General features: G+C 62.0%; 20 protein-coding genes. 9 read left to right on the forward strand and 11 right to left on the reverse strand.

Features of this window, described 5'->3' with window-relative positions; all coding sequences use genetic code 11:
- Positions 1-145: 145 nt before the first annotated feature.
- Positions 146-1,162, forward strand: coding sequence for a hypothetical protein (locus E0E29_RS17695; protein WP_130851064.1), 1,017 nt, complete (start codon positions 146-148; stop codon positions 1,160-1,162).
- Between the two features lie 79 nt (positions 1,163-1,241).
- Here E0E29_RS17695 and E0E29_RS17700 read toward each other — a convergent pair whose 3' ends face one another.
- The gene (locus tag E0E29_RS17700) at positions 1,242-4,097 is read right to left on the reverse strand and encodes an S-layer homology domain-containing protein (RefSeq protein WP_130851065.1); all 2,856 of its coding nucleotides are present in this window, start codon (positions 4,095-4,097) and stop codon (positions 1,242-1,244) included.
- A gap of 519 nt (positions 4,098-4,616) precedes the next feature.
- On the opposite strand from E0E29_RS17700, the gene aroF reads away from it, so the two are divergent.
- The 5 genes from aroF to E0E29_RS17725 all read left to right on the forward strand — a co-directional run bounded on the left by aroF (position 4,617) and on the right by E0E29_RS17725 (position 9,601).
- The gene (gene aroF, locus E0E29_RS17705) at positions 4,617-5,633 is read left to right on the forward strand and encodes a 3-deoxy-7-phosphoheptulonate synthase (RefSeq protein WP_130851066.1); all 1,017 of its coding nucleotides are present in this window, start codon (positions 4,617-4,619) and stop codon (positions 5,631-5,633) included.
- A 12-nt stretch (positions 5,634-5,645) separates the two neighbouring features.
- Entirely contained in the window at positions 5,646-6,488 is an 843-nt protein-coding gene (locus tag E0E29_RS17710; protein WP_130851067.1) for a prephenate dehydrogenase, read from the forward strand.
- Positions 6,489-6,583: 95 nt separating this feature from the next.
- Positions 6,584-7,708, forward strand: a complete 1,125-nt coding sequence (locus E0E29_RS17715) for an AI-2E family transporter (protein WP_130851068.1) — start codon at positions 6,584-6,586, stop codon at positions 7,706-7,708.
- A 112-nt stretch (positions 7,709-7,820) separates the two neighbouring features.
- Positions 7,821-8,381 (forward strand): RNA polymerase sigma factor, encoded by a 561-nt coding sequence (locus E0E29_RS17720; RefSeq protein ID WP_130851069.1) that lies wholly within the window; start codon positions 7,821-7,823, stop codon positions 8,379-8,381.
- Entirely contained in the window at positions 8,378-9,601 is a 1,224-nt protein-coding gene (locus tag E0E29_RS17725) for a hypothetical protein (protein ID WP_130851070.1), read from the forward strand. The genes E0E29_RS17720 and E0E29_RS17725 overlap by 4 nt, the downstream gene beginning before the upstream one ends.
- Before the next feature lie 45 nt (positions 9,602-9,646).
- On the opposite strand, the gene E0E29_RS17730 is transcribed toward E0E29_RS17725, so the two are convergent.
- The gene (locus E0E29_RS17730) at positions 9,647-10,168 is read right to left on the reverse strand and encodes a spore maturation protein (protein WP_130851071.1); all 522 of its coding nucleotides are present in this window, start codon (positions 10,166-10,168) and stop codon (positions 9,647-9,649) included.
- Positions 10,168-10,722 (reverse strand): nucleoside recognition domain-containing protein, encoded by a 555-nt coding sequence (locus E0E29_RS17735; protein WP_242622580.1) that lies wholly within the window; start codon positions 10,720-10,722, stop codon positions 10,168-10,170. Before E0E29_RS17735 ends, E0E29_RS17730 begins: the two co-directional genes overlap by 1 nt.
- Positions 10,723-10,958: 236 nt before the next feature.
- Here E0E29_RS17735 and E0E29_RS17740 point away from each other — a divergent pair, with 236 nt between their 5' ends.
- Positions 10,959-11,201: an AbrB/MazE/SpoVT family DNA-binding domain-containing protein gene (locus tag E0E29_RS17740; protein ID WP_130851073.1), complete on the forward strand. Its 243-nt coding sequence runs from the start codon at positions 10,959-10,961 to the stop codon at positions 11,199-11,201.
- A 218-nt stretch (positions 11,202-11,419) separates the two neighbouring features.
- Here the strand turns inward: E0E29_RS17740 and rsmI are convergent, their stop codons facing one another.
- Both rsmI and E0E29_RS17750 read right to left on the reverse strand, forming a co-directional pair.
- Positions 11,420-12,271: a 16S rRNA (cytidine(1402)-2'-O)-methyltransferase gene (gene rsmI / locus E0E29_RS17745; protein WP_130851074.1), complete on the reverse strand. Its 852-nt coding sequence runs from the start codon at positions 12,269-12,271 to the stop codon at positions 11,420-11,422.
- Positions 12,272-12,323: 52 nt separating this feature from the next.
- Positions 12,324-12,980: a tRNA1(Val) (adenine(37)-N6)-methyltransferase gene (locus E0E29_RS17750; protein ID WP_130851075.1), complete on the reverse strand. Its 657-nt coding sequence runs from the start codon at positions 12,978-12,980 to the stop codon at positions 12,324-12,326.
- A gap of 55 nt (positions 12,981-13,035) precedes the next feature.
- Here E0E29_RS17750 and E0E29_RS17755 point away from each other — a divergent pair, with 55 nt between their 5' ends.
- Positions 13,036-13,794, forward strand: coding sequence for a GNAT family N-acetyltransferase (locus tag E0E29_RS17755; protein WP_130851076.1), 759 nt, complete (start codon positions 13,036-13,038; stop codon positions 13,792-13,794).
- Here the strand turns inward: E0E29_RS17755 and E0E29_RS17760 are convergent.
- The 4 genes from E0E29_RS17760 to E0E29_RS17775 are packed head-to-tail and all read right to left on the reverse strand — an operon-like array spanning position 13,751 to position 18,520.
- Positions 13,751-14,389, reverse strand: a complete 639-nt coding sequence (locus tag E0E29_RS17760) for an NUDIX hydrolase (RefSeq protein WP_130851077.1) — start codon at positions 14,387-14,389, stop codon at positions 13,751-13,753. The genes E0E29_RS17755 and E0E29_RS17760 overlap by 44 nt on opposite strands.
- Before the next feature lie 12 nt (positions 14,390-14,401).
- Positions 14,402-14,929, reverse strand: coding sequence for an anaerobic ribonucleoside-triphosphate reductase activating protein (nrdG, locus tag E0E29_RS17765; protein ID WP_130851078.1), 528 nt, complete (start codon positions 14,927-14,929; stop codon positions 14,402-14,404).
- 53 nt (positions 14,930-14,982) lie between these two features.
- Positions 14,983-16,185 carry a class I SAM-dependent rRNA methyltransferase gene (locus E0E29_RS17770; protein ID WP_130851079.1) on the reverse strand — a complete coding sequence of 401 codons (1,203 nt, stop codon included), beginning with the start codon at positions 16,183-16,185 and terminating at the stop codon, positions 14,983-14,985.
- Between the two features lie 13 nt (positions 16,186-16,198).
- Entirely contained in the window at positions 16,199-18,520 is a 2,322-nt protein-coding gene (locus tag E0E29_RS17775) for an anaerobic ribonucleoside triphosphate reductase (protein WP_130851080.1), read from the reverse strand.
- A gap of 433 nt (positions 18,521-18,953) precedes the next feature.
- Here E0E29_RS17775 and E0E29_RS17780 point away from each other — a divergent pair, with 433 nt between their 5' ends.
- A complete protein-coding gene (locus E0E29_RS17780; RefSeq protein ID WP_130851081.1) occupies positions 18,954-20,003 on the forward strand; it encodes an LCP family protein in 1,050 nt (349 codons plus the stop codon).
- Positions 20,004-20,056: 53 nt separating this feature from the next.
- Here E0E29_RS17780 and cysK read toward each other — a convergent pair whose 3' ends face one another.
- Entirely contained in the window at positions 20,057-20,977 is a 921-nt protein-coding gene (gene cysK / locus E0E29_RS17785; protein ID WP_130851082.1) for a cysteine synthase A, read from the reverse strand.
- A 119-nt stretch (positions 20,978-21,096) separates the two neighbouring features.
- A partial coding sequence (locus E0E29_RS17790) for a MetQ/NlpA family ABC transporter substrate-binding protein (protein ID WP_130851083.1) occupies positions 21,097-21,875 on the reverse strand: 779 nt, incomplete at its 5' end.

Genomic DNA, 21,875 nt, shown 5'->3' on the forward strand with positions numbered 1-21,875 from the left:
CCCTCGGCAGCGGGTCTTTTCTGTTTTTCGTAAGCGCGGTACCATTTATGGGCCAGCGAAGGCCGCCCGGACATGGCGCCGCCCGGGTATGGAGAGGGCATGCAACGCTGGACAGCAGACCTCCCAAGGGTGAGGAGGGATGCAAATGGCAAGCGGATATACCGCAAATTACGGACTGTGCCAGTGGCAGCGGTCGGACAAGTTTTTACGGGAGGAATTCAACGGGGACAATGAGAAGATTGACGCCGCCCTGAAGGCAGCAGAAGACAAGGCGGCATCTGACGCACAGACGGCCCAGAACACAGCGGACCGGGCGCTGGCGGGGCTGGAGGCAGCGGACTACAACATCTACAACCTGCTGCTGCAAAACGAGTACGAGGGCAAGTACACCGGGTATAAAAAGGCGCTGTTATACGACGGGTTTTTGGATGAAAGCCGTGTGGCCTCCAAAAGCGCTGCCATCCAGATTAAGGACAGGGCCGCCCGACTGAGCAAGACCGGCCAGGGGAATATTACTACAGCCAAGACCAGCGACACCTGTTTCCTGGGGGACGATCCCTGTTCCACTGGCACCAAAACGGCCACAGGCGGGGGCGTACTCACCGGGTTCACCTTTTCCTTTTATCCCTCGGATAACTACGGGTGTTCTACCCAGATGACGGTCACGTACAACGGCGAGGCCGTGGCCCGCCAGAAGGTGACCTTCGACCCGGGCGAGACCGGCACCAAGACCGTCACTCTGGAGACCCCGGTGGAGCTCATCAAGGGGGATACCTTTTCTATCAAGCTGGACAGCAACAACAGCTCACGGTCAGTCAGTATCTATCTCGGCTCCGGTGGGACCATGGCCGGGACCATCCGGATCACGGCCATGGGGGCGGCCAGTGGGAACCTCACCGCCACGGCGGCGGAGCTGACCGGGACGGGAGAAAAGGCTCTGGTCTTTGTCCGCTACACCGGGGGAGGCGTGACCCCTACCTTGAACGGAGCCGAGCTGGTCAAAACCGGCCATCGGAAGAGCGTTGAAGTCAACGGCCAGAGTTGCAATGAGGACGCCTATGAGGGGACATGGTCCGGTGGTAGCCTCGCCGCCAGCTTCACCCTGAATTGCGGGAACTATCTTGAATGCGTATTTTTTGACTATGGCATCGTGGTGCTGTAAAAATGGGTAGAAGAGGACCCCGGACCAGTTGGTCCGGGGTCCTCTTGTTTGTGCTGCGTATGTCTTAGAACACGATTGCTTACTCTTCGGTCACAGCCAGCTTGGTGGCGCTGTAAGAAGCACCATCCTCAGCGAACAGCACGATGTAGTAGAAGTTACCAGCCTCAAGGGTCTCAACAGCCTCAGCGGCCTCAGCGGCCTCGTAATTGGCAGGCTTCTCAGCCACGATTTTCATGGTGCCCTCAACAACGCTCTTGGAAACGGTCAGAGCACTCAGGACAGTGGCCGAGGTGGTCTCGGTGGTAGCCAGACCATCCTCATCGGTCACGGTGGTACCGTCAACGGCCAGGATGCTCGCGTTGTCGGTAGCATAGCGCTCGATGATGTACAGGCCAACCGCCTCGTTGTTAGCGTTGTAGACTACGGTGACATAATCCTTCTTGGACACGCTGGAGATGATGGCGGTATCAGAACCGTCGATTTCAGCCATGGATGTGCTGTCGGTCAGCTTGACTTCCTTACCACCCACAACCACAGACTTACCATCAACCAGGGTGACAAAATCGGTGATGATGTTGTCAGTGACCTTAGTCAGCTGATAGACGCCCTTGCTGGTGATGGTGTAGGTATACACAGCGCCAGCCAGGCCAGTGGCCTTGTCGTCCACAGTAATGCCCTCGACCAGCTCTCCATCGATGACAGCGTTGTAGATAGCATTCTCACCGGTGCTCTTCACATAGCTGTAGAGGTACAGAATATTGCTAGAGGTCACAGCCTTTGTGGTGACGATCACAGCCTCAGCCACACCGTCCTCGTCGTAGTCTACATAGCTGACAGCGGCCTTGCTTTCGGTACCGTCACCCACAGTGACCTTGAAGGAGGGAGCAGCATTCTTGCCGGCATAGACCTCAACGGTCTTGACGGTCTTGTTGTCGTCCTTCAGAATGGCATAGAAGAAGGTGGTGGTGCTGTCAACCTTGGTGGCAAAAGCAGCATCATCCACATACAGAGTGGCGTCGCCGCTCTTGTACTCCACGACTTTATTCTCAGTACCGATAGCAGTGTTAGTAATACCGGTGCTGGTCAGGTTGATCTTGTCGTCGCTGGTGATGTAGTAGCCGTAGACCGCACCCGTCGTGATTTCAGTGTCCTCAAAGCTATCGCTGTTGTTGAACTCGTTGACCACATAGGAGGCCTCGGTGCCGTCGGGGAGGATCACATAGGCACGGACGGAACCAGCCATGGCAGTAGCGTCGTTGTTGCCCTGGACATTAGCCACATAGGCATAGTCGGTGAAGGCCTTGACCTCGGAGGTGGCCACAACGTAGCCGAACTTATCCAGGTACAGAGTAACCTCGTTGCCCATGGCGTTGTTCTTGGTGTACTCGGTGGGCTTCATCAGCTTGCCATCGTTGTCGTACAGGACGTTGTCAAAGGTGTAGGTGGTGCCGTCCACAGTCAGGTTGGCCTTCAGGCGGTTGTCGTGAGCCTTGAAGGTCTCCAGGGTTCCGGTGACGGTCTCGGCCTTAGCGACGTACAGCTTGCTGCCCATGGTGTTGTAAACAACATAGTCGTCCAGAGCCACGTCCTCAAAGCCCATGATCTTCTCGGCCTTGTAGTTCTTGCTATCGGTGTAGGTGTCGATGGTCAGGGAACCGTCATCCTTGGTGGAGTACTTAGTGATCTTACCGAAGCCGTACTGGGTCTGGACCACATACTCGGTGATACCGTCGTTATCGTTGTCGATAAACTTGGTCTCATAGCCGACGTAGTTGGCCAGCACACGGGCCAGGTAAGTGTTGGTGGCCTCGTCATCCTCACGGCCCTGAACAGCGCCGTTCACAACAGCCACAGTGGAATTATTAACGGTGATGTCCTCGCCGTCCATATAATCCTTCATCACAGCGGCAGTGTTGCTGTTGGCAATAGCGGCATCCTTATCAAAAGCGCTGGTGGTGGAAACCACGGTGTTCTTGCCAGAGTCCATCACGGAACCCAGGACCATAGCCTTCTCGGAGTTGTTGGGAGAGGCCACGGAGGGGACAGCGTAGAAGAACACGGAGGTGCCCTGCAGGGAAGCATCGGTGGCAACCTTGAAAGTAGCAGAACTACCGAAGTTGTGACCGACCTTAGTCAGCTCGTCAGCGTTGGTAATCTCGATGACAGTCTTGCCGTCAAAGTTAGAAGAGGTCTGCTCGTTGCGGACCACAACGCCCTCGACGCGGACGCCGCCGAACTTGTCGCTCAGCAGAGTATCGTCCAGCTTATCAACGCGGGGAACAGAGGTCAGGGAGCCGTTGGGGCCGGTGACCAGAGCGTAGTCGTACTTGACCATTTCACAGTTCAGGGCGTTGTAAGCCATCTGAGCGGCGTTGTCACGGGTCAGGCCGGCATCCACGTCGATGTCCAGGCCGCCGTACAGCTTGTTCTGGTTGGCCAGCACGTTGGTAGAGATGGCCCAGTTGGCGCCAACCATGCCCTCGAAGCCGGCGTTGTAGCCCAGAGCCACCAGCAGCATCTTGGCAGCCTCAGTGGCAGTCACGGTGCCGTTGGGGTCGAAGGTGCCGTTGCCCTTGCCGGCCACGATGCCCAGCTGGGTGCAGTACTCAATGTAGGACTCGGCCCAGTGGTTCACGGTGTCGGTGTAGGTGTGGGTGGTGGAAGCGCCCAGAGCAGGATCCTTGCCGCCATTCAGAATGACGCAGATGATCTTGGACATCTCGGCGCGGGTCACGATCCCGGTGGGATCGTAGGAGCCGTCGTCCTTACCGTTGATCACGTTCAGAGTGCTCAGCACGGTGACGGCCTCTTTGTTGACGATCTCGTCCTTGTCGGAGAAGTCGTCGAGGTTCACAGCGCCGGCGCCAACGACCATCATGGACAGAACCATGACAGCGGCCAGAGCCAGACTGAGAGCCCGCTTGAGGTTTCTCATTTGGAATTCCTCCTTCTAAAATTTGGGGTTTTAGGGGGCAAACGCCTGAAAATACGAACTTTTTCTCGTAATACGGGCGTATAACGCCCCTTGCATCGCAAAAAACGGTCAGTCTTTTCCACATTTTGTGGAAAAGACTGACCGTTTAGACGAAAAAGGTTCCCTTGGTAGCATCTTGGTAGCATTTTATTTCGGCCGTTTTCTGAATCCATTGCGCCCCAACGGTTTGAGCCATATTTTTGGTAGCATTTTGGTAGCATGGAGAAAAATTTGATGTCAAGGCCTTGACTTCAACAGGGAAAAGTGTTAAAGTACCACAACAGAAGGAAGTGTGTCTCATGAAGCTGTTCCTGGGTTACATCTATGGGTATTCCTACCGTTGCCTCTATACCGGCAACGGCACTTTGTCATGCCCTGGATCTGGTTCGCTATGAATGCGTGTGGACATCACAACGCGGCGGTCCCGACCGGGACTGCCGTGTTTTTCTTATCCGTCTTAGCAGAAAGGAAGGAACGAGTATGGTCGTTATTATGAAGCCGGGCTTCTCCGAAGAACAGCTGGCATCCGCTATCCACACCATGGAGGAAGGCGGCGTCAAGGTTATGGTCTCCAAGGGCTCCGAGACCACCATTTTGGGCGCCGAAGGTGATCCTTCCCGCATCGATCAGGAAAAACTCTCTCTGCTCCCCGGTGTAGAGCGGGTCATGCGTGTCACCGAGCCCTACAAGAAGGCAAACCGAAAATACCACCCAGAGGACACTGGCATCGATCTGGGCGGCGGTACCCTGCTGGGCGGCGAAAAGCTGGCTGTCATTGCTGGACCCTGCTCCGTGGAGAGTGAGGAGCAGATCGTGGGCGTGGCCAAGGCGGTGAAGCAGAGCGGCGCCTCCGCCCTCCGGGGCGGCGCCTTCAAGCCCCGTACCTCCCCCTACTCCTTCCAGGGCATGGGCAACGACGGCATCCGCCTTCTCCAGGAGGCCAGAGCTGCCACCGGCCTGCCCATCGTCACCGAGATCATGTCCACCGACAACATTGAGATGTTCGAGATGTGTGTAGACGTCATCCAGGTGGGCGCCCGCAATATGCAGAACTTCGACCTCCTGAAGCAGCTGGGCCGCACCACCAAGCCCATTCTCCTCAAGCGGGGACTCTCCTCCACCATCGAGGAGTGGCTCATGTCCGCCGAGTACATTATGGCCGGCGGCAATGACAAGGTCATCCTCTGCGAGCGGGGCATTCGCACCTTTGAGACCTTTACCCGCAATACCCTGGACCTCTCCGCTGTGCTGGCCGTGAAGAAGCTCTCCCACCTCCCCGTGGTAGTGGACCCCTCCCACGCTTGCGGCCAGGCCTGGATGGTGGAGCGCATGAGCATGGCGGCTGTGGCTGCCGGTGCCGACGGCCTCATCATCGAGGTCCACAACGATCCACCCCACGCCAAGTGTGACGGTGCCCAGTCTATCACCCCCGGGCAGTTCGATGACCTCATGGGCAAGCTGCGCAGCCTGGCCCCCTGTGTGGGCAGGACGGTCTGAGGAGGGGCGGACATGAAAAAGCAGATCGCCATTATTGGCCTGGGCTTAATCGGCGGCTCTATGGCCATGGCCCTCCGGGGCTTTGAGGACTTTGAGATCGTGGGAGTAGACAATTCTCACGCCACTCTGGAGTTTGCCGCCGCCCACGGCGTGGGCGACCGCCTCACCGACGACGCTGGGGCGGCCATTGCCGCTGCCGACCTGGTCTACCTTTGCCTCCATCCAGGTGCCATCGTGGACTTTCTCAAAGCCCACCGCCTGGACTTCAAGCCCGGCAGTCTGGTCACCGACGTATGCGGTATCAAGACCGCCGTTGTAGACGCCGCCGCTGTGCTGCCCGACGAGGTGGACTTCATCGGCGGCCATCCCATGGCCGGCAAGGAGACCTCCGGCATTTTCCACGCCAATGGGACTCTCTTCCAGGGCGCCCACTACATCCTCACCCCCCGGCCCGGCCACCGCCCGGAGCACCTGGACCTCCTCCGGCGTATCGCTGCCTACATCGGCTGCCGTGACGTGGTGGAGACCACCACCCAAAAACATGACGCCATCATTGCCTACACCAGCCAGGTCATGCATATCATGGCGGTGGCGGTATGCGACGACCCAGATCTCTTCGAATGCCGGGGATTCGAGGGCGGCTCCTTCCGGGACTGCACCAGGGTGGCCGCCCTGGACGTTCCTCTGTGGACCGAACTCTTTTCCATGAACGCCTCCGCACTGACCAAAGTCATCCGCAACCTGGAGGACAACCTGTGCGCCTACCGCCAGGTACTGGAACAGGGTGACACCGCCGCCCTCACCCGGAAGCTTGCCTGGTCTGCCGACCGGAAACGGCACATGAATCTGGAGTGAACCCCATTTTCCTATCTTTCCGGTGGCGCATTGACTTCCATATAGGGGAGATGCTATAGTGGTGTTACCGAAATCAGAAGGATGGGAATTTTTCCATGGATAAAAAACTCTTCCGCAGCCTGCTTCTGCTCATCACCTTTACGGTGGCGCTGGTCTTCCTGGTGGTCCGCTTCGACGACCTATGGCGTACAGTACGTCTGGTCCTCTCCCAGCTGACGCCCCTCTTTGCCGGACTGGCCATCGCCTTCATCCTCAGCCGGCCCTGCGCCTTCTTCCGACGGACCTTGGACAAGGGCCTGGGCAAAACACCTCTGGTCGGCCTCAGTCTCCCCCTGGCGGTGGCCCTCTCCTATCTTCTCCTGGTCGGCGTGGTGGGCGCCATCTTTGCCTTTGTCATCCCTCAGCTCACCAGCAGCGTGGGCCGCTTTGCCGCCAATCTCAGCGGCTATCTGGCCCAGGTTCAGGTATGGCTCAATGAACTTATGGCCTGGCTCCATCTGGAGCAGCTGGACCTCTCTAAGTTTGGCCAGACACTGAAGGATTTCGTCAACGGCCTCTTCTCCGCACTTTCCACCGCCGTACCACAGCTTCTTACCCTCACCAGCGGCTTGGTCTCTGTCATTGTCACCATGGTGCTGGCCCTGGTTTTCTCCGTCTATATGCTCTCCGGTAAGGATACCTTGCTGGGTCAGTGTCGGCGTGTTCTGAAGGCGTATGTTCCCCAGAAGGTCTATGATATGGTGCTGGATGTCACCGCGCTCACGGCAGAGACCTTCAGCCGCTTTGTCAGCGGTCAGATCACCGAGGCATGCATCCTGGGCGGCCTCACCTTCCTGGGCATGGTCCTCCTGCGGCTGGATTACGCCCTCCTCATCTCCGTCCTCATCGGCGTCTCCGCCTTGGTGCCCGTGGTGGGTGCCTATGTGGGCGCCATTACCTCTGCCCTGCTGCTGGTTATGGTGGACCCCATCGACGCCCTCATCTTCCTCATCTTCCTGGTCTGCCTCCAGCAGATCGAGGGCAACGTCATCTACCCCCGGGTGGTGGGCACCTCCCTGGGCCTGCCCGGCATCTGGGTCCTCACCGCTGTCACCGTGGGCGGCGGCCTCTTCGACCTGGCCGGCGTCCTCCTCAGCGTGCCGGTGGCCTCCATCCTCTACGCCCTGCTGAAGCGGGATGTACGCAAGCGCCTGGCCCGGCAGGAAAAGGGGAGCCAATAAAGACAAAACGGCGTGCGGTTTTCCGCACGCCGTTTTTCTCAGAAAATTTTAGCTTTGGTGCAACCAAACGGCACTGTTTGTCGGGATATAGGGCAGAGAGGAGGGAACAAGCATGGAGGATGAGGCCATCGTAGCGCTCTATTGGCAGCGGGACCAGAAGGCCATCCGGGCAACCCGGGGGAAGTACGGAGCCTATCTCCGCAAGATCGCCTGTCAGATCCTCTCCGACCATGAGGACGGGGAGGAGTGTGTCAACGACACCTACCTAAAGGCGTGGAACTCCATGCCCACCCAGCGGCCAGCGGTGCTCTCCACCTACCTGGGTAAGATCGTCCGGGGCTGCGCCATCGACCTCTTTCGGCACAGACACCGGCAGAAGCGGCGGGTATCGGAGTATGCCCTCTCCCTGGAGGAGCTCTCTGAGTGCCTCTCCGGCGGGGACGCCACCCAGGAGGCAGTGGATCTCCGTTTGCTGGGAGAGGCCATCGACGCCTATCTCCGCACCCTTTCTCTCACGGCCCGCCGGGCCTTCGTGGCCCGGTATTACTACATGGACCCCGTTCGGGCGGTGGCGGCCGACCAGGGCCTGGGACTGTCCCAGACCAAGAGCATCCTCCACAGGACCCGGCTGGGGCTCCGGGATCACCTGCGAAGGGAGGGGTTTTCGGTATGAAGCGGGAGGACATCAGCGACGCCATGGCCCACATTGGCGACGACCTCATCGAGGAGGCCGACGCCATCCGGGGCGCTGGAGGCGTGAGGCGGAACCATTGGAAGGGCTGGGCCGCCCTGGCGGCCTGCGCCGGGGTGGTGCTCTTCGGGGCAGTCCGCTGGGTCAGCAGTCCGGCGGAGCCAGCTCCCACGTCGGCGGTGGAGACCACCGCCCCGCTGGAGAGCACGGCTCCGGTGGGGACGTCTCCGCCCCCCGTCACCCCCGTCCCCACGGTGGACGGCCTGCCCATGCTCACCATCGAGCTGGGGGAGACGGGCATGGGTTTTGAGGGCTACATGGCCTACCACATCTCCGAGCTGGTGAACGGCAACCCCTGGACGGAAGAGGCCGGGCTCACCACTCTGCCGGTCTATGCGAATCCGCTGGAGCTGGATGCATACGGACAGCCGGTGGAGGACCGAGATGCCATGGAGGCTGCCTTGCGAGAGGTGGCGGACCGCCTGGGTATGGAGGGGGCGGAGATCGAGGAGACCGACTGGGGGACACTGGTCATCCCGGGGGAGGGACTCACCCTGGATGTGAGCAGTACCCTGCCCGTCACCCTCGAGTTCGAGCCCACGCGCGCCCTGCCGGAGGGGTATGACTTCGGCTATCACGCCCCCCATGACGCCATGGCGGCAGCGGGTGAATACCTGATGGAGACCTATGCCGCCCTACTGGACATGGAAATGCCCACTCTCAGTCTCTGGGGCGGTGATTACAACATCTACCGGGAGCAGGGCTATCAGATCGAGGTATATGAGGGGGCTGGGGACCTGACCGAGCAGCTGGTGGGGTACCATTTCCGCCGGGTCGCCTTCTACCCGGACGAGGAGGGGCGGCTGTGGATGGTCCGGTTCTATCTGGCCGACCTCTCCGAAAAGCTGGGGGACTATCCCGTCATCACGGTAGAGGAGGCAGAGACCCTACTGGGAGAGGGCCGCTACATTACCAGTGTGCCCTATGAGTTGCCGGGGCTGGAGTACGTGGAGAAGGTGGAGCTGGTCTACCGGGACGGGGCGCTGGAGGGCTGCTGGATGCCCTACTACCGCTTCTACGTCCGGCTTCCGGAGGAGGCGGAGGAGGACGGCCTCCAGACCTTCGGCGCCTATTACGTGCCGGCGGTGGAGGGGCGCTTCCTCACCAACCTGCCGGTGTGGGACGGCTCCTTCGACACCTGAGCAGCAAAAGAGCGGGCGGGTCCAGACGGGGCCGCCCGCTCTTTGTCATGCGGGGAAACAGAGTCGAACCGCCCAGGCGGCGGCGACGAAGCCTGCCAGGTCGGCGCACAGGGCGGCGGGGACAGCATACCGGGTCTTTTTGATGCCGGCGGCGCTGAAGTAGACGGCAATGGTATAGAAGGTGGTCTCGGTGGAGCCCAGCATCACCGCTGCCGTCCGCCCGATAGTGGAGTCGGGGCCGTAGGTGCGGATGAGGTCAGCCCCTACTCCCAGAGCGGCGCTGCCGCTCACAGGCCGCACCAGCAGCAGGGCTACCGTTTCCGGCGGGATTCCCAGCCGCTCCAGCACCGGAGCCAGCAGCCCCGCCAGCAGCTCCAGGGCGCCGGAGGCCCGGAGCATCCACACCGCCGTCAGCAGGGCAATGAGAGCGGGCACGATGCGGATAAGGACCCCCAAACCGTCGGCTGCTCCGGTGAGAAGGGCGTCATACACGTCCACACGACGCCACAGGCCCAGCAGAGCCGCCCCCGCCAGCAAAAGGGGGACGGTGAGTTCCAATACCTCCATCATTCGTCCCTCCACAGCCGTGCGAAAAGCCGGGCGGCCAGGATGCCCACCGTTACCGACAGGGCCGAGGCCAGCCACACCGCCGGAAGGATATCAAAGGGAGCAGTGCTCCCCGCCCCTGCCCGCACAGCCGCTACCGTGGTGGGAATGAGCTGAATGGAGGCGGTGTTGCACACAACCAGCATGCACAGGGCGTCAGAGGCCACCCCAGACGAGCGGCGGCTCATGCGCCGGGCGGCGTCCAATCCCAGAGGTGTGGCGGCGTTACCCAGACCCAGCAGGTTGGCCGACACATTGGCCGAGATGGCATCCATCACGCCGCTGTCTCGGGCGAAATCCGGGTAGAGCCGGCCCAGCACCGGCCGCAGCAGCCGGGAGAGCCAACCCATGGCTCCCGCACGGCGCAGCACCTCCATGACCCCCATCCACAGACACAGCGCCCCCGCCATTCCGAGACACAACTCCACCCCGGCGGAGGCCCCCTCCGTGGCGGCGGAGGCCACCTCTGAACCCCGACCGGTGGCCAGAGCGCACACCAGCGAGACAACCACCATTCCTGCCCATATTCCAGACATTGCCAATCCTTAGCCCTCCCCTCACCCAGAAATCTATGCCCGAATGAGCCAAAACATATCCGAAACCCACCATTTCCGTAGGATAGACATATTTTTACCCTGATTTCCATATTCTGATTGACTTTTCTATACAATATGTTATAATACATGACAGATATTGGTCCGGAAGCGCGTTTATGCGCCGCCATTATCTGGGAAGGAGCTAAAACAGAACTATGAAATCGACCGGGATCGTACGGAAAGTTGACGAACTGGGACGGATCGTGCTCCCTATTGAGCTGCGACGCACCCTCGACATTGCAGAAAAGGACTCCCTGGAGATCTACGTGGATGGGGCCTCCATTGTCCTGAAAAAGTACCAGCCTGCCTGTATTTTCTGCGATGATGCCAAAGATGTCATCAATTTTAAGGGTAAAAACGTGTGCCCGAACTGCATTCGCGAGCTCATGAATAAATGAGTTCTGAGTCCTTTTCCCGTGGACAAAAAAATCCGGAGCGGCCATCGCCGCTCCGGATTTTTTTACGTAGATGTTACATAAGAAATAATTTTTCGTGTCCGAATGGTTTCGGCCGAAATCGACACGCAGCCAAATGGTCTTTCGTATCCGGAGTTATATTGCGGATTGTATATACAAATGGTATATGCATGATAACCAAGAAATTACAAAAAAGGAACTCAATCGACGCGATCCGACGTGCCTTTGCCCAAAGCAAGGTCGTAAAGAGCCTTGCGGGGCAGTCCCAGCTCCGCGGCGGCCTGCCGGGCGGCGTCCCGGAGAGAGGCACCGGAGGCCCGCAGCTCCTCCACACGGAGAAGGCCTGTCTCCAGGGTGGGGACATTTTCGGCTGCGGGAGCTCCGCCCTCCACCACCAGCACAAACTCTCCCTTGGGGGGATTTGCCTCATACCAAGTCACCGCTTCACCCAGGGTGGTGCGGCGAATCTCCTCGTGGAGCTTGGTGAGCTCCCGACACAGGGCGATGCGCCGGTCCGGGCCGAAGGTGTCCAGCAGGTCGGCCAGGGTGGCCTGGAGCTTATGGGGCGCTTCATAGAAGAGCATGGTCCGGGTCTCGCCCTTCAGCTCCTCTAGATGGGCCCGGCGGTTTTTCTTGTTCATGGCCAGAAAGCCCTCGAAGGTGAAGCGCCCCGTGGGCAGTCCGGAGGCGGCCAGGGCGGTGATGAGGGCGCAGGGGCCGGGGATGGAGACCACGGGGATGTCCGCCTGGGCGCACTGGCGGACCAGGTCCTCTCCGGGGTCGCTGATGGCCGGGGTGCCGGCGTCGGTGACCAGGGCGCAGCTCTCCCCGGCCATGAGACGGCTCAGAACGGCGGCGCCGCTCTCACCGGTGTTGTGGCGGTAATAGCTCACCATGGGCTTTTTGAGGCCCAGGTGGTTGAGCAGCTTCAAAGTCACACGGGTGTCCTCGGCGGCAATGAAGTCGGCCTCGGTCAGAGTGTCGGCCATCCGGGCCGAAATATCCCCCAGATTGCCGATGGGGGTGGGGACAAGGTAGAGGGTTCCGGGCATGATGGTGCCTCCTGTATATAGATCTTCTGCCTGTGCGGCAGGCAGAGCGGGATCACCGGGCGGGTGGCGGGGGCGTTTGCAGCAGGGTGGGCAGCACCTCCAGTCCGGGGCGGCCCTGGCGCACCGCCTCCACCAGGGCGGCGGAGGGGGGCGTGGAGAGGCTGTGCTGGAGGAGTGCCATGCGCTTGGGTTCCAGGCTGTTTTCCCGCAGGGCGGCGAAGAGGTCGGGCAGGCGCTCCGGACGGTGGACCAGGGCGAACCGCCCGCCGGGCCGGGTCAGGTACCCGGCGGCGGCGCACAGCTCCGTGAGGGTACACCCCTCCTCGCTGCGGGCCGGTCCCCCGGACTTCCCCGCCCCGGTGGGGAACCAGGGGGGATTGGAGATCACCAGGTCGAAGGCGTTGGCGGGAAAGAGCCGCCGGTCCCGCAGGTCCCCGGTGACCACCCGGGCATCCAGGACGTTTCGGGCAAAGGTCTGCCGGGCCACATCGGCGGCGGCGGGGGAGACCTCCACCCCCGTGAGGGAGAGGCTCTCCTCCCGGTCCAGCAGCAGCAGGCCCAGCACCCCCGAGCCGCAGCCCAGGTCACACACCTTCCACCGGCGGCGCACCGTGGCGAACCGGCCCAGGGCCAGGCTGTCACCCCCCAGAGGAAAGCAGTCCTCCGTCACGAGGAGGGTATAGCGGCCCAGCCGCTCCGTCCGCTCCATGGCCCCCGGCCTCCTTTTGTGCTAAAATGAGGAAAACGAGAAAAGGAATGATAGCATGGACATCCGCGCCGTCACCGTCCTGAATCCGGGAGGGTCCGCCGGCTTGCCCGGCGGCTTTCAGGCCTGGGAGGGAGGCCGGTTGGTGGGCTCCCTCACCCTCTTTGCCCCTCTGGGCCACACCGCCGAGGTGAGCGCCTTCGTCCCCACGGAGCACCGGCGGAGGGGAATCTTCTCCGCCCTCCTGGCGGAGGCGGAGACCGCCTGCTGGGACTATGGGGCAAAGCGGCTCCTCTTCGTCTGCGGCGGGGAGAGCGGCGACGGCCAAGCGGTGGCCACCCACTGGGGGCTGGCTCTGGACCACAGCGAGTACGTGCTGGTGTGCAAAGGGCCGCGGCCGGAGGGGAGGAAAGACCCCGCCCTGCGGCTGGCCGGTCCCCGGGACCTGGAGCAGGTGGCCGCCCTTACGGGGGCGGCCTTCGGCGACACCCCGGCGGAGGCCCTTTCTCTGGCGGAAAACACCCTCTCCGACCCGGCCCGGCAGTGCTGGGGCCTCTGGGAGGAAGGGCGGCTCATTGCCGCGGCCGGGGTGGGCCCGGCGGCGGAGGGGCTGTCCATTTACAGTGTGGCGGTGGACCCCGCCCGGCAGGGACAGGGCCTGGGGCGGCGGCTCATGGCCGGTCTGCTGGGCGTCCTGCCCCGGGACAGGACCCTGGTGGTGGAGGTGGACAGCGGGAATCTCCCTGCCCGGGCCCTCTATGCCGCCTTCGGTTTCAGAGAGACCCGGCGGCAGGACTATTTTGCCCGCGGTCTGTGAAGTTCCACAGGAGGATGCGGGCGGTGAGGCCCCAGATGGCGTGACCCTTGTAGGTCCAGATGGGCACCTGGTGGGTGCCGCCCCGCCAAGGATAGCCCTTAGGAAAGCCGATGAGGTCGTAGGGGAAGTCGGCATCCACCTTGGGTTCCATGGGGAAATTATAGAGGAGCGGGGGCTGCTCCTGGAAAAAGTCTGCGGGCACCAGAAAGGTCCCCTTTACCTCGGCGGCGCTGGCCTTCATGTGGACCACGGCGCCGGTGTCCACCTGGGCCAGCACCGGGTGCATGAGGCCGTGGGAGGGCATGAACACATCATCCAGTCGGGCCATGGGCCGGATGGCCGAGGGGGGAATGGCCAACTCTTCACACGTCTCACGGAGGGCACACTGGGTGGGCGTCTCCCCCTCCTCCATGCGCCCGCCGGGAAAACAGACCTCCCCAGGCTGCCGCCGCAGGGCGTCGGAGCGGACCTCAAAGAGCAAGTGGAGCTTTCCGTTCCACTCCACCACAGGGACCAGGACGGCGTAGTGGGTGCGCACCCCCATGATACCGGGAACACGGTCCAGAAAACGTCCTTCCAACTCGGAAATGGTCATGACTGCCTCCTTTTATGACTCCGGGACGGTGAAGTGGGCTAGGGGATCAGGGCGGCTCCACAGCACCACATGGCCGGCCGCCCGGCTCTGCTTTACGTCGATGAGCCGCTGGTTGGCGCTGCCCCGGAACAGGGCCTCGTAGGACTTCTCAGAGAGCAGGAAGGGGCCGTCCACCAGTACGTCGGTCTGCTCCAGCAGCGCCAGCGCCCCGGGCAGCTCCCCCTCCAGCAATCTCTCATAAGTATACCCCGTATAGGTCCACACGTTCAAGCCCCTTTCATGGGCCAGCCGGGCCAGGGCGGCGCAGTCCTCCGCCTGGAGGAAGGGCTCCCCGCCGGAGAGGGTGAGGCCGTCGGTGAGGGGGTTGCCCGCCATCCGCCGGGCAAGCGCTTCCACCGTCACCTCATGACCACCGGCGGGGTCGTGGGTGTCCGGATTGTGACAGCCGGGGCAGTGGTGGGGACAGCCCTGGGTGAAGACGGTGAACCGGAGGCCGGGGCCGTCCACGATGGAGTCGGATACCGTATTGGCGATGCGCATGACAAAAACCTGCCTTCTTTGAAAAAACGGGCTGCTTTTGCAGCCCGTTTTATTTATTGGTCGTCCACCACCTGGAAGATGTAGAACTTCAGGTAGAGGGACTGATCGGCGCCCCACAGCACCGGGTGGTCGGGGGACTGGGTGCGGTACTCCACCTGCCGCAGACGGCGGCGGGCGTCACGGGCGGCCTCCCCGATGGTTTTCGTAAACAGCTCCGGGGTCATGAAGTGGGAGCAGGAGCAGGTGGCCAGATAGCCGCCGTTTTTCACCAGCTTGATGCCCCGCAGGTTAATCTCCCGGTAGCCGGTCACCGCCTTCTTCACCGAGGCCCGGGACTTGGTGAAGGCGGGCGGGTCCAGGATCACCAGGTCGAACCGCTCCCCCTGCTTCTCCAGCGCGGGCAGCAGCTCGAACACGTCGTGGCACTCAAACCGGACCCGGTCGCTCATGCCGTTGAGCTCCGCGTTGCGGGTGGCCTGGTCCACCCCCAACTGGGAGGCGTCCACTCCCAGCACCTCCCGGGCGCCGCCCTTGGCGGCGTTGAGGGCGAAGGCTCCGGTGTGGGTGAAGCAGTCCAGCACCTTCCCGCCCTTGGCCAGGGGCTGGATGGCCAGACGGTTGTACTTCTGGTCCAGGAAAAAGCCGGTCTTCTGGCCGTCGGCCACGTCCACCTGGTAGCGGACCCCGTTCTCCACGATCTCCACCATGGGGTCAAAGGGCTCGGACAGGAAGCCCTTCACCCGCTCCATGCCTTCCTTCAGGCGCACCTTGGCGTCGCTGCGCTCGTAGATACCCCGGATGGCGATGCCGTCCTCGGCCAGGACCTTCACCAGAAGGTCCAGAATGGTCTTTTTCAGCCGGTCGATGCCCAGGGCCAGGGACTCCACCACCAGCACATCGGAGAACTTGTCCACCACCAGGCCGGGGAGAAAGTCGGCCTCCCCAAAAATCACCCGGCAGGAGGAGGTGTCCACCGTGTCCTTCCGGTAGGCCCAGGCCGCCCGGACCCGGGACTCCAGAAAGGCCTCGTCGATAACGCTGCCCGGCTTCCGGGACAGGACCCGCACGGCGATGGTGGAGGCCCGGTTCAAAAAGCCCACGCCCAGAGGATAGCCGTTGTAGTCCTCAATGGCCACCACGTCTCCGTCGGCGGGATCCCCCAGGACCTCACCGATCTCGTTGTCATAGATCCAGGGACCGCCGGCCTTGAAGGACCGGCCATCCCCCCGCCGCAGGCGGATACTCGCGTCTTTCATCTGTTCCATCCCCTTACACGCTGTGCTTGACCCGGTCGTGCTCCTCCGCCCGCTTGGCGTTATTGAAGCGGTCCAGGGTGCCCACCAGATAGCCGGTGATGCGGCGGATGCGCTCAAAGGGCACGCCGTCGGCCTCGGTGCGGCCGCAGCCCGGGCACTGGTCCCCGATGATGCCGGAGAAGCCGCACACCGGGTCCCGGTCCACCGGGTGGTTCACGCTGCCGTAGCCGATGCCGCTCTCCTTCATGCAGCGGATCACCTTCTCAAAGGCCTCCAGGTTGTCGGTGGGGTCGCCGTCCATCTCGATGTAGCTGATGTGGCCGGCGTTGGTGAGGGCGTGATAGGGCGCCTCAATTTTGATCTTGTCGTAGGCGGAGATGGGGTAGTACACCGGCACATGGAAGGAGTTGGTATAGTACTCCCGGTCGGTGATTCCCTCAATGACGCCGTACTTCTCCTTGTCGATGCGGACGAACCGGCCGGAGAGACCCTCCGCCGGAGTGGCCAGCAGGGAGAAGTTGAGGCCCCGCTTTTCGCTCTCGGCGTCCATCCGGGCACGCATGTGTCCTACGATCTCCAGACCCAGCACCCGGGCCTTCTCGCTCTCGCCGTGGTGGGCGCCGATGAGGGCTTTCAGCGTCTCGGCCAGGCCGATGAAGCCCACGGACAGGGTGCCGTGCTTGAGCACCTCCCGGACCTCGTCGGTCCAGTCCAGCTTGTCGCTGTCCAGCCACACACCCTGGCCCATGAGGAAGGGGTAGTTGTAGACGTGCTTCCGGCACTGGATCTCAAACCGCTCCAGCAGCTGGTCCACACACAGGTCCATCATTCGGTCCAGGGACTCGAAGAAGGCGTTCAGGTCCCCCTTGGCCTTGATGGCCAGCCGGGGCAGGTTGACGGTGGTGAAGGACAGGTTGCCCCGGCCGTTGCAGATCTCCCGCTCGGGGTCGTACACGTTGCCGATGACCCGGGTGCGGCAGCCCATGTAGGCGATCTCGGTCTCGGGGTGGCCGGGCTTGTAATATTGCAGGTTGAAGGGGGCGTCGATGAAGCTGAAGTTGGGGAAGAGCCGCTTGGCCGAGCACCGGATGGCCAGCTGGAAGAGGTCGTAGTTGGGCTCCCCGGGGTTGTAGTTGACCCCCTCCTTCACACGGAAGATCTGGATGGGGAAAATGGGCGTCTCGCCGCCGCCCAGGCCCGCCTCGGTGGTGAGGAGGATGTTCTTCATCACCAGTCGGCCCTCGGGGGAGGTGTCCATGCCGTAGTTGATGGAGGAGAAGGGGGTCTGGGCGCCGGCACGGGAGTGCATGGTGTTCAGATTGTGGATGAGGGCCTCCATGGCCTGGTAGGTGGCCCGGTCGGTCTCCTTCTCCGCCCGCTGCTGGGCGAAGGCCTGGGCCCTGGTTACCGTGGCCTCGTCCCCAAACTTGGGTACCAGAGCGGCCCGCTCAGCGGCAAAATAGGCCTCGTTCCCGCTGAGGGTGGGGCACAGGCCGGTGTCTGCCTCGATCTGGGCCATGATCCCCTTCAGGGCCTGCTCCGGGTCGGCGTCATCGGCCAGGAGGGTGAGGGCACGGGCCAGGTTCTGGCGGTACACCCGCTTAAACGTCTTGCGCACGCCGTCGGCCATGCCGTAGTCGAAGTTTACGATGGACTGACCGCCGTGCTGGTCGTTCTGGTTGGACTGGATGGCGATGCAGGCCAGAGCGGCGTAGGAGGAGATGTCGTTGGGCTCCCGCAGGGTGCCGTGGCCGGTGGAGAAGCCCCCCTTGAAGAGCTTCTGAATGTCGATCTGGCAGCAGGTGGTGGTAAGAGTGAGAAAGTCCAGGTCGTGGATGTGGATGTCACCCTCCCGGTGGGCACGGGCGTGCTCCGGGTTGAGGACGAACATGTCGTAGAACTGCTTGGCGCCCTCGGAGCCGAACTTGAGCATGCTGCCCATGGCGGTGTCGCCGTCGATGTTGGCGTTCTCCCGCTTGATGTCGGAATCCTTGGCAGCCGAGAAGGTGATATCCTCATACACCTTCATGAGTCGTGTGTTCATCTCCCGGGCCTTGCTCCGCTCGTTCCGGTAGAGAATGTAGGCCTTGGCCGTCTGGACATAGCCGTTGTCCATGAGCACCCGCTCCACCAGGTCCTGGATGTGCTCCACGTCGGGCTGGGGCTCCCCCTCCAGCTCCAGAATGGACACCACCTCGTCGGCCAGGCGGAGGGCCGTCTCCCCATAGCCCGGTTTATAAGTGGCGTCAAAGGCCTTGGTGATAGCGCCGGCGATCTTCCCCTCGTCAAAGGGGGCGATGCGGCCGTCCCGCTTTCGGATGCTGGTCATGGTCATTTCTTTGCGCTCCTCCTTCGTGCTTCCATGGAAAGAGCCCTCCGGAGAGGGCCCATTTATTTGGTGTTATGTAAATGCAACTATATACAACATATTGTGGTTTTCTTTTGCAGCGGTGAATCTATGATACTCTATCTGCCTGCCACCGTCAAGGAGAACCCATGCCGAATTTCCCCCCGGATTTTTAGGTAACTTGCCAGTAGACGTCGAAACGACCGAAGAGCGCCCGACAGGATCTGCCTGGATTTAAAGTCGGTCCGGCGGAGCGTTCTGTCGCCTTTCGCTCCAGTAAGAGAAGGGCGCGGCGGGGCAACACCTGCCTGTCAAGGGATTTTTTGAAAAATACGGGGATCGTCGAAAACTTTTGCTTGCCTGTCCACGTCAAAATCAGTATACTGATAGTCGTTGACATAATTGAGAGGTTGGATGTGCGTTGGCGAAGCGGCTGATCAAAAAGAAAAAGAAGCGGCGAGGTTCTCCCCTGGGGCGGATGTTCCGCACCCTCTACCGGACGGTGGTGGTCCTCTCCGCCCTCATTGTGGTTTTCTTCTGTGCCTACAAGGCGCTGGTGAAGCCGCCGGAACAGGCAGCGCCCCCCACCGTGGAGGTACCGCAGCCCACCGACGTGACCGATGATCCGAACACGGACGAGGACGAAAGCGCCCTCCCCACCCCTACGCCGCTGGTACGCAAAGATGGCTTTTACACCTTCCTGCTGGCGGCCACCGATGAGGGCGGCGGCAACACTGACACCATTATGGTGGTGGGCTACGATACGGCCAACCAGGAGATGGGTGTGGTCTCCATTCCCAGAGATACCCTGGTGGACCGGAAGATCCCCAAGATCAACAGTGTCTATGCCTCTGACGGCATCGATGGACTCAAGGACGTGGTCTCCGATCTCATCGGCATCCCCATCGACCACTATGTGACGGTCAACCTCAACGGTTTCCAGCGGCTGGTCAACGCCGTGGGCGGCGTGGACTTCTATGTCCCCTGTGATATGAACTACGACGACCCCACCGCCGATCCTCCCCTCTCCATCCATTACAGCGAGGGCATGACCCATCTGGACGGTCAGGAGGCCATGGAGGTGGTACGCTTCCGCCACAACAACGACGGCAGCGGCTACACCGACGTGGGACGGTCCCAGACCCAGCAGCAGCTCCTCATCGCCGTGGGCAAAAAGGTGCTGGCCAATCCGGGCAATATCACCGAGTATGTGGACATCTTCCTGAAAAACGTCAAGACCGACCTCTCCGCCACCGACATCATCTGGCTGGCCACCCAGGCCGCCAGCCTGGACCTGGACAACGGCGTCTCCACCGCCACCCTGCCCGGTGACGGTACCGTCCGCTACCGGGGCACCTCCTGGTGCTATCAGCTGGAGCCCGAGGAGTGCCTGGAGATTTTCAACACCATGCTCAACCCCTACACCACCGAGATCACCATGGATATGACCAACATGCTCCAGGTGTCATAAAGAACACATAAGGCGCTCCGGACCACGGTCCGGAGCGCCTTTTCGTACTTAGATCAGCCCTTCTGGAAGAGGGCGGTGGAGAGGTACCGCTCTCCGGTATCGGGCAGGACGGTGACGATGGTCTTGCCGGCAAATTCCGGCTGGGCGGCCAGGGACTTGGCGGCCCAGGCGGCCGCGCCGGAGGAGATGCCCACCAGCAGGCCCTCGGTCTCCGCCAGAGCCCGGCCTGCGGCCATGGCCTCGTCCCCGGGGACGGTCACCACACGGTCCACCACCGAGCGGTCCAGGGTGCCGGGCACAAAGCCGGCGCCAATGCCCTGGATCTTGTGGGGGCCAGGCTTGCCGCCGGAGAGGACGGGGGATTCGGCGGGTTCCACCGCCACCACCTGGATGGCGGGATTCTGCTCCTTCAGGTACCGGCCGGCGCCGGTAATGGTGCCGCCGGAGCCCACCCCGGCCACCAGTACGTCCACCTTTCCTTCCGTGTCCCGCCAGATCTCGGGGCCGGTGGTCTCATAGTGGGCCTTGGCGTTGGCCGGGTTGTTGAACTGGTCGGGCATCCAGGCCCCGGGCAGGGTCTCCAGCAGCTCGTTGGCCTTGGCGATGGCACCACCCATGCCCTTGGTGCCCTCGGTGAGGACCAGCTCGGCGCCCAGAGCGGCCAGAAGGCTCCGCCGCTCCTGGCTCATGGTCTCCGGCATGGTGAGGACCACCCGGTAGCCCAGGATACGGCCAATGTAGCTCAGGCCCACCCCCGTGTTGCCGCTGGTGGGCTCCACGATGGTGGCGCCGGGCTTCAGTACCCCACGCTCTTCCGCGTCCCGGATCATGTAGAGGGCGGCCCGGTCCTTGGCCGAGGACAGGGGATTGAAGGACTCCAGCTTGGCCAGTACCTTGGCGCCGGGAGCGTACCGCTCCAGGGCCAGGAGCGGGGTGTTTCCGATAAGGTCCAGAATGGAATGGGCGATACCCATGGTAAATGCCTCCTAAATTTGTTTTGAACAGTGTATCACAAAAATCCGATAAATTCAATAGGAATTAAGGAAGAAGCAAAGGCCCGTTCCGGCATAGCCGGATCGGGCCTTTCGCATTTTTAGAACACGGTGACCACAGCGCCGTCGTAGGTCTGGTCGATGAAGTCCTTGACCTCCTGGCTGCACAGGGCCTTGGCCAGAGCCTGAATGGCGGGATCGTCCAGACGGTCCTCGGACACGGCCAGCACGTTCACGTAGGCAGTGGCGGCGGTGCCGTCAGCGGCCTCGATGGCCAGAGCGTCAGACACCTTTAGGCCGGCGTCAATGGCGTAGTTGCCGTTGATAACGGCGATGTCCACGTCCTGGAGGGTGGTGGGCAGCAGCTTGGCCTCCAGCTCCACGATCTCATAGTTGTGGGGGTTCTCGGCGATGTCGTCCTTGGTTGGCTCCAGGCCGCAGTCCTCGGTGAGGGTGATGAGGCCCTGCTCCTGGAGGAGCAGCAGGGCGCGGCCCTCATTGGTGGTGTCGTTGGGCACGGCGATCTGGGCGCCGTCCTGGAGCTCATCCAGGCTGGCGGTCTTGCCGGCGTAAATGCCGAAGGGCTCGTAGTGGACCTCGGCGGCGCTGGCCAGGTGGGTGCCGTACTCCACGTTGAAGTTGTTCATGTAGGTGATGTGCTGGAAGTAGTTGGCGTCCAGGGAGCCGTCCTCCACGGCCTGGTTGGGCAGAATGTAGTCGTCAAACTCCACGATCTCCAGGTTGATGCCCTCCTGGGCCAGCAGGTCCTTCACCACCTCCAGGATCTCGGCGTGAGGGGCGGGGGAGGCGCCCACCTTCAGGGTGACGGCCTCGGCGGGAGCGGCGCTTTCGGCGGGGGTGGTGGTCTCGGGGGCGGGGG

The organism is Intestinimonas timonensis (assembly GCF_900626145.1).
In the GTDB taxonomy this organism is placed as follows: Bacteria; Bacillota; Clostridia; order Oscillospirales; family Oscillospiraceae; genus Intestinimonas; species Intestinimonas aquisgranensis.

Excerpts from the sequence above, each read along its gene's own strand:
- E0E29_RS17695 (WP_130851064.1), top strand. The coding sequence starts at position 146 with ATGGCAAGCGGATATACCGCAAATTACGGACTGTGCCAGTGGCAGCGG.
- E0E29_RS17700 (WP_130851065.1), bottom strand. The coding sequence starts at position 4,097 with ATGAGAAACCTCAAGCGGGCTCTCAGTCTGGCTCTGGCCGCTGTCATG.
- aroF (WP_130851066.1), top strand. The coding sequence starts at position 4,617 with ATGGTCGTTATTATGAAGCCGGGCTTCTCCGAAGAACAGCTGGCATCC.
- E0E29_RS17710 (WP_130851067.1), top strand. The coding sequence starts at position 5,646 with ATGAAAAAGCAGATCGCCATTATTGGCCTGGGCTTAATCGGCGGCTCT.
- E0E29_RS17715 (WP_130851068.1), top strand. The coding sequence starts at position 6,584 with ATGGATAAAAAACTCTTCCGCAGCCTGCTTCTGCTCATCACCTTTACG.
- E0E29_RS17720 (WP_130851069.1), top strand. The coding sequence starts at position 7,821 with ATGGAGGATGAGGCCATCGTAGCGCTCTATTGGCAGCGGGACCAGAAG.
- E0E29_RS17725 (WP_130851070.1), top strand. The coding sequence starts at position 8,378 with ATGAAGCGGGAGGACATCAGCGACGCCATGGCCCACATTGGCGACGAC.
- E0E29_RS17730 (WP_130851071.1), bottom strand. The coding sequence starts at position 10,168 with ATGGAGGTATTGGAACTCACCGTCCCCCTTTTGCTGGCGGGGGCGGCT.
- E0E29_RS17735 (WP_242622580.1), bottom strand. The coding sequence starts at position 10,722 with ATGGTGGTTGTCTCGCTGGTGTGCGCTCTGGCCACCGGTCGGGGTTCA.
- E0E29_RS17740 (WP_130851073.1), top strand. The coding sequence starts at position 10,959 with ATGAAATCGACCGGGATCGTACGGAAAGTTGACGAACTGGGACGGATC.
- rsmI (WP_130851074.1), bottom strand. The coding sequence starts at position 12,271 with ATGCCCGGAACCCTCTACCTTGTCCCCACCCCCATCGGCAATCTGGGG.
- E0E29_RS17750 (WP_130851075.1), bottom strand. The coding sequence starts at position 12,980 with ATGGAGCGGACGGAGCGGCTGGGCCGCTATACCCTCCTCGTGACGGAG.
- E0E29_RS17755 (WP_130851076.1), top strand. The coding sequence starts at position 13,036 with ATGGACATCCGCGCCGTCACCGTCCTGAATCCGGGAGGGTCCGCCGGC.
- E0E29_RS17760 (WP_130851077.1), bottom strand. The coding sequence starts at position 14,389 with ATGACCATTTCCGAGTTGGAAGGACGTTTTCTGGACCGTGTTCCCGGT.
- nrdG (WP_130851078.1), bottom strand. The coding sequence starts at position 14,929 with ATGCGCATCGCCAATACGGTATCCGACTCCATCGTGGACGGCCCCGGC.
- E0E29_RS17770 (WP_130851079.1), bottom strand. The coding sequence starts at position 16,185 with ATGAAAGACGCGAGTATCCGCCTGCGGCGGGGGGATGGCCGGTCCTTC.
- E0E29_RS17775 (WP_130851080.1), bottom strand. The coding sequence starts at position 18,520 with ATGACCATGACCAGCATCCGAAAGCGGGACGGCCGCATCGCCCCCTTT.
- cysK (WP_130851082.1), bottom strand. The coding sequence starts at position 20,977 with ATGGGTATCGCCCATTCCATTCTGGACCTTATCGGAAACACCCCGCTC.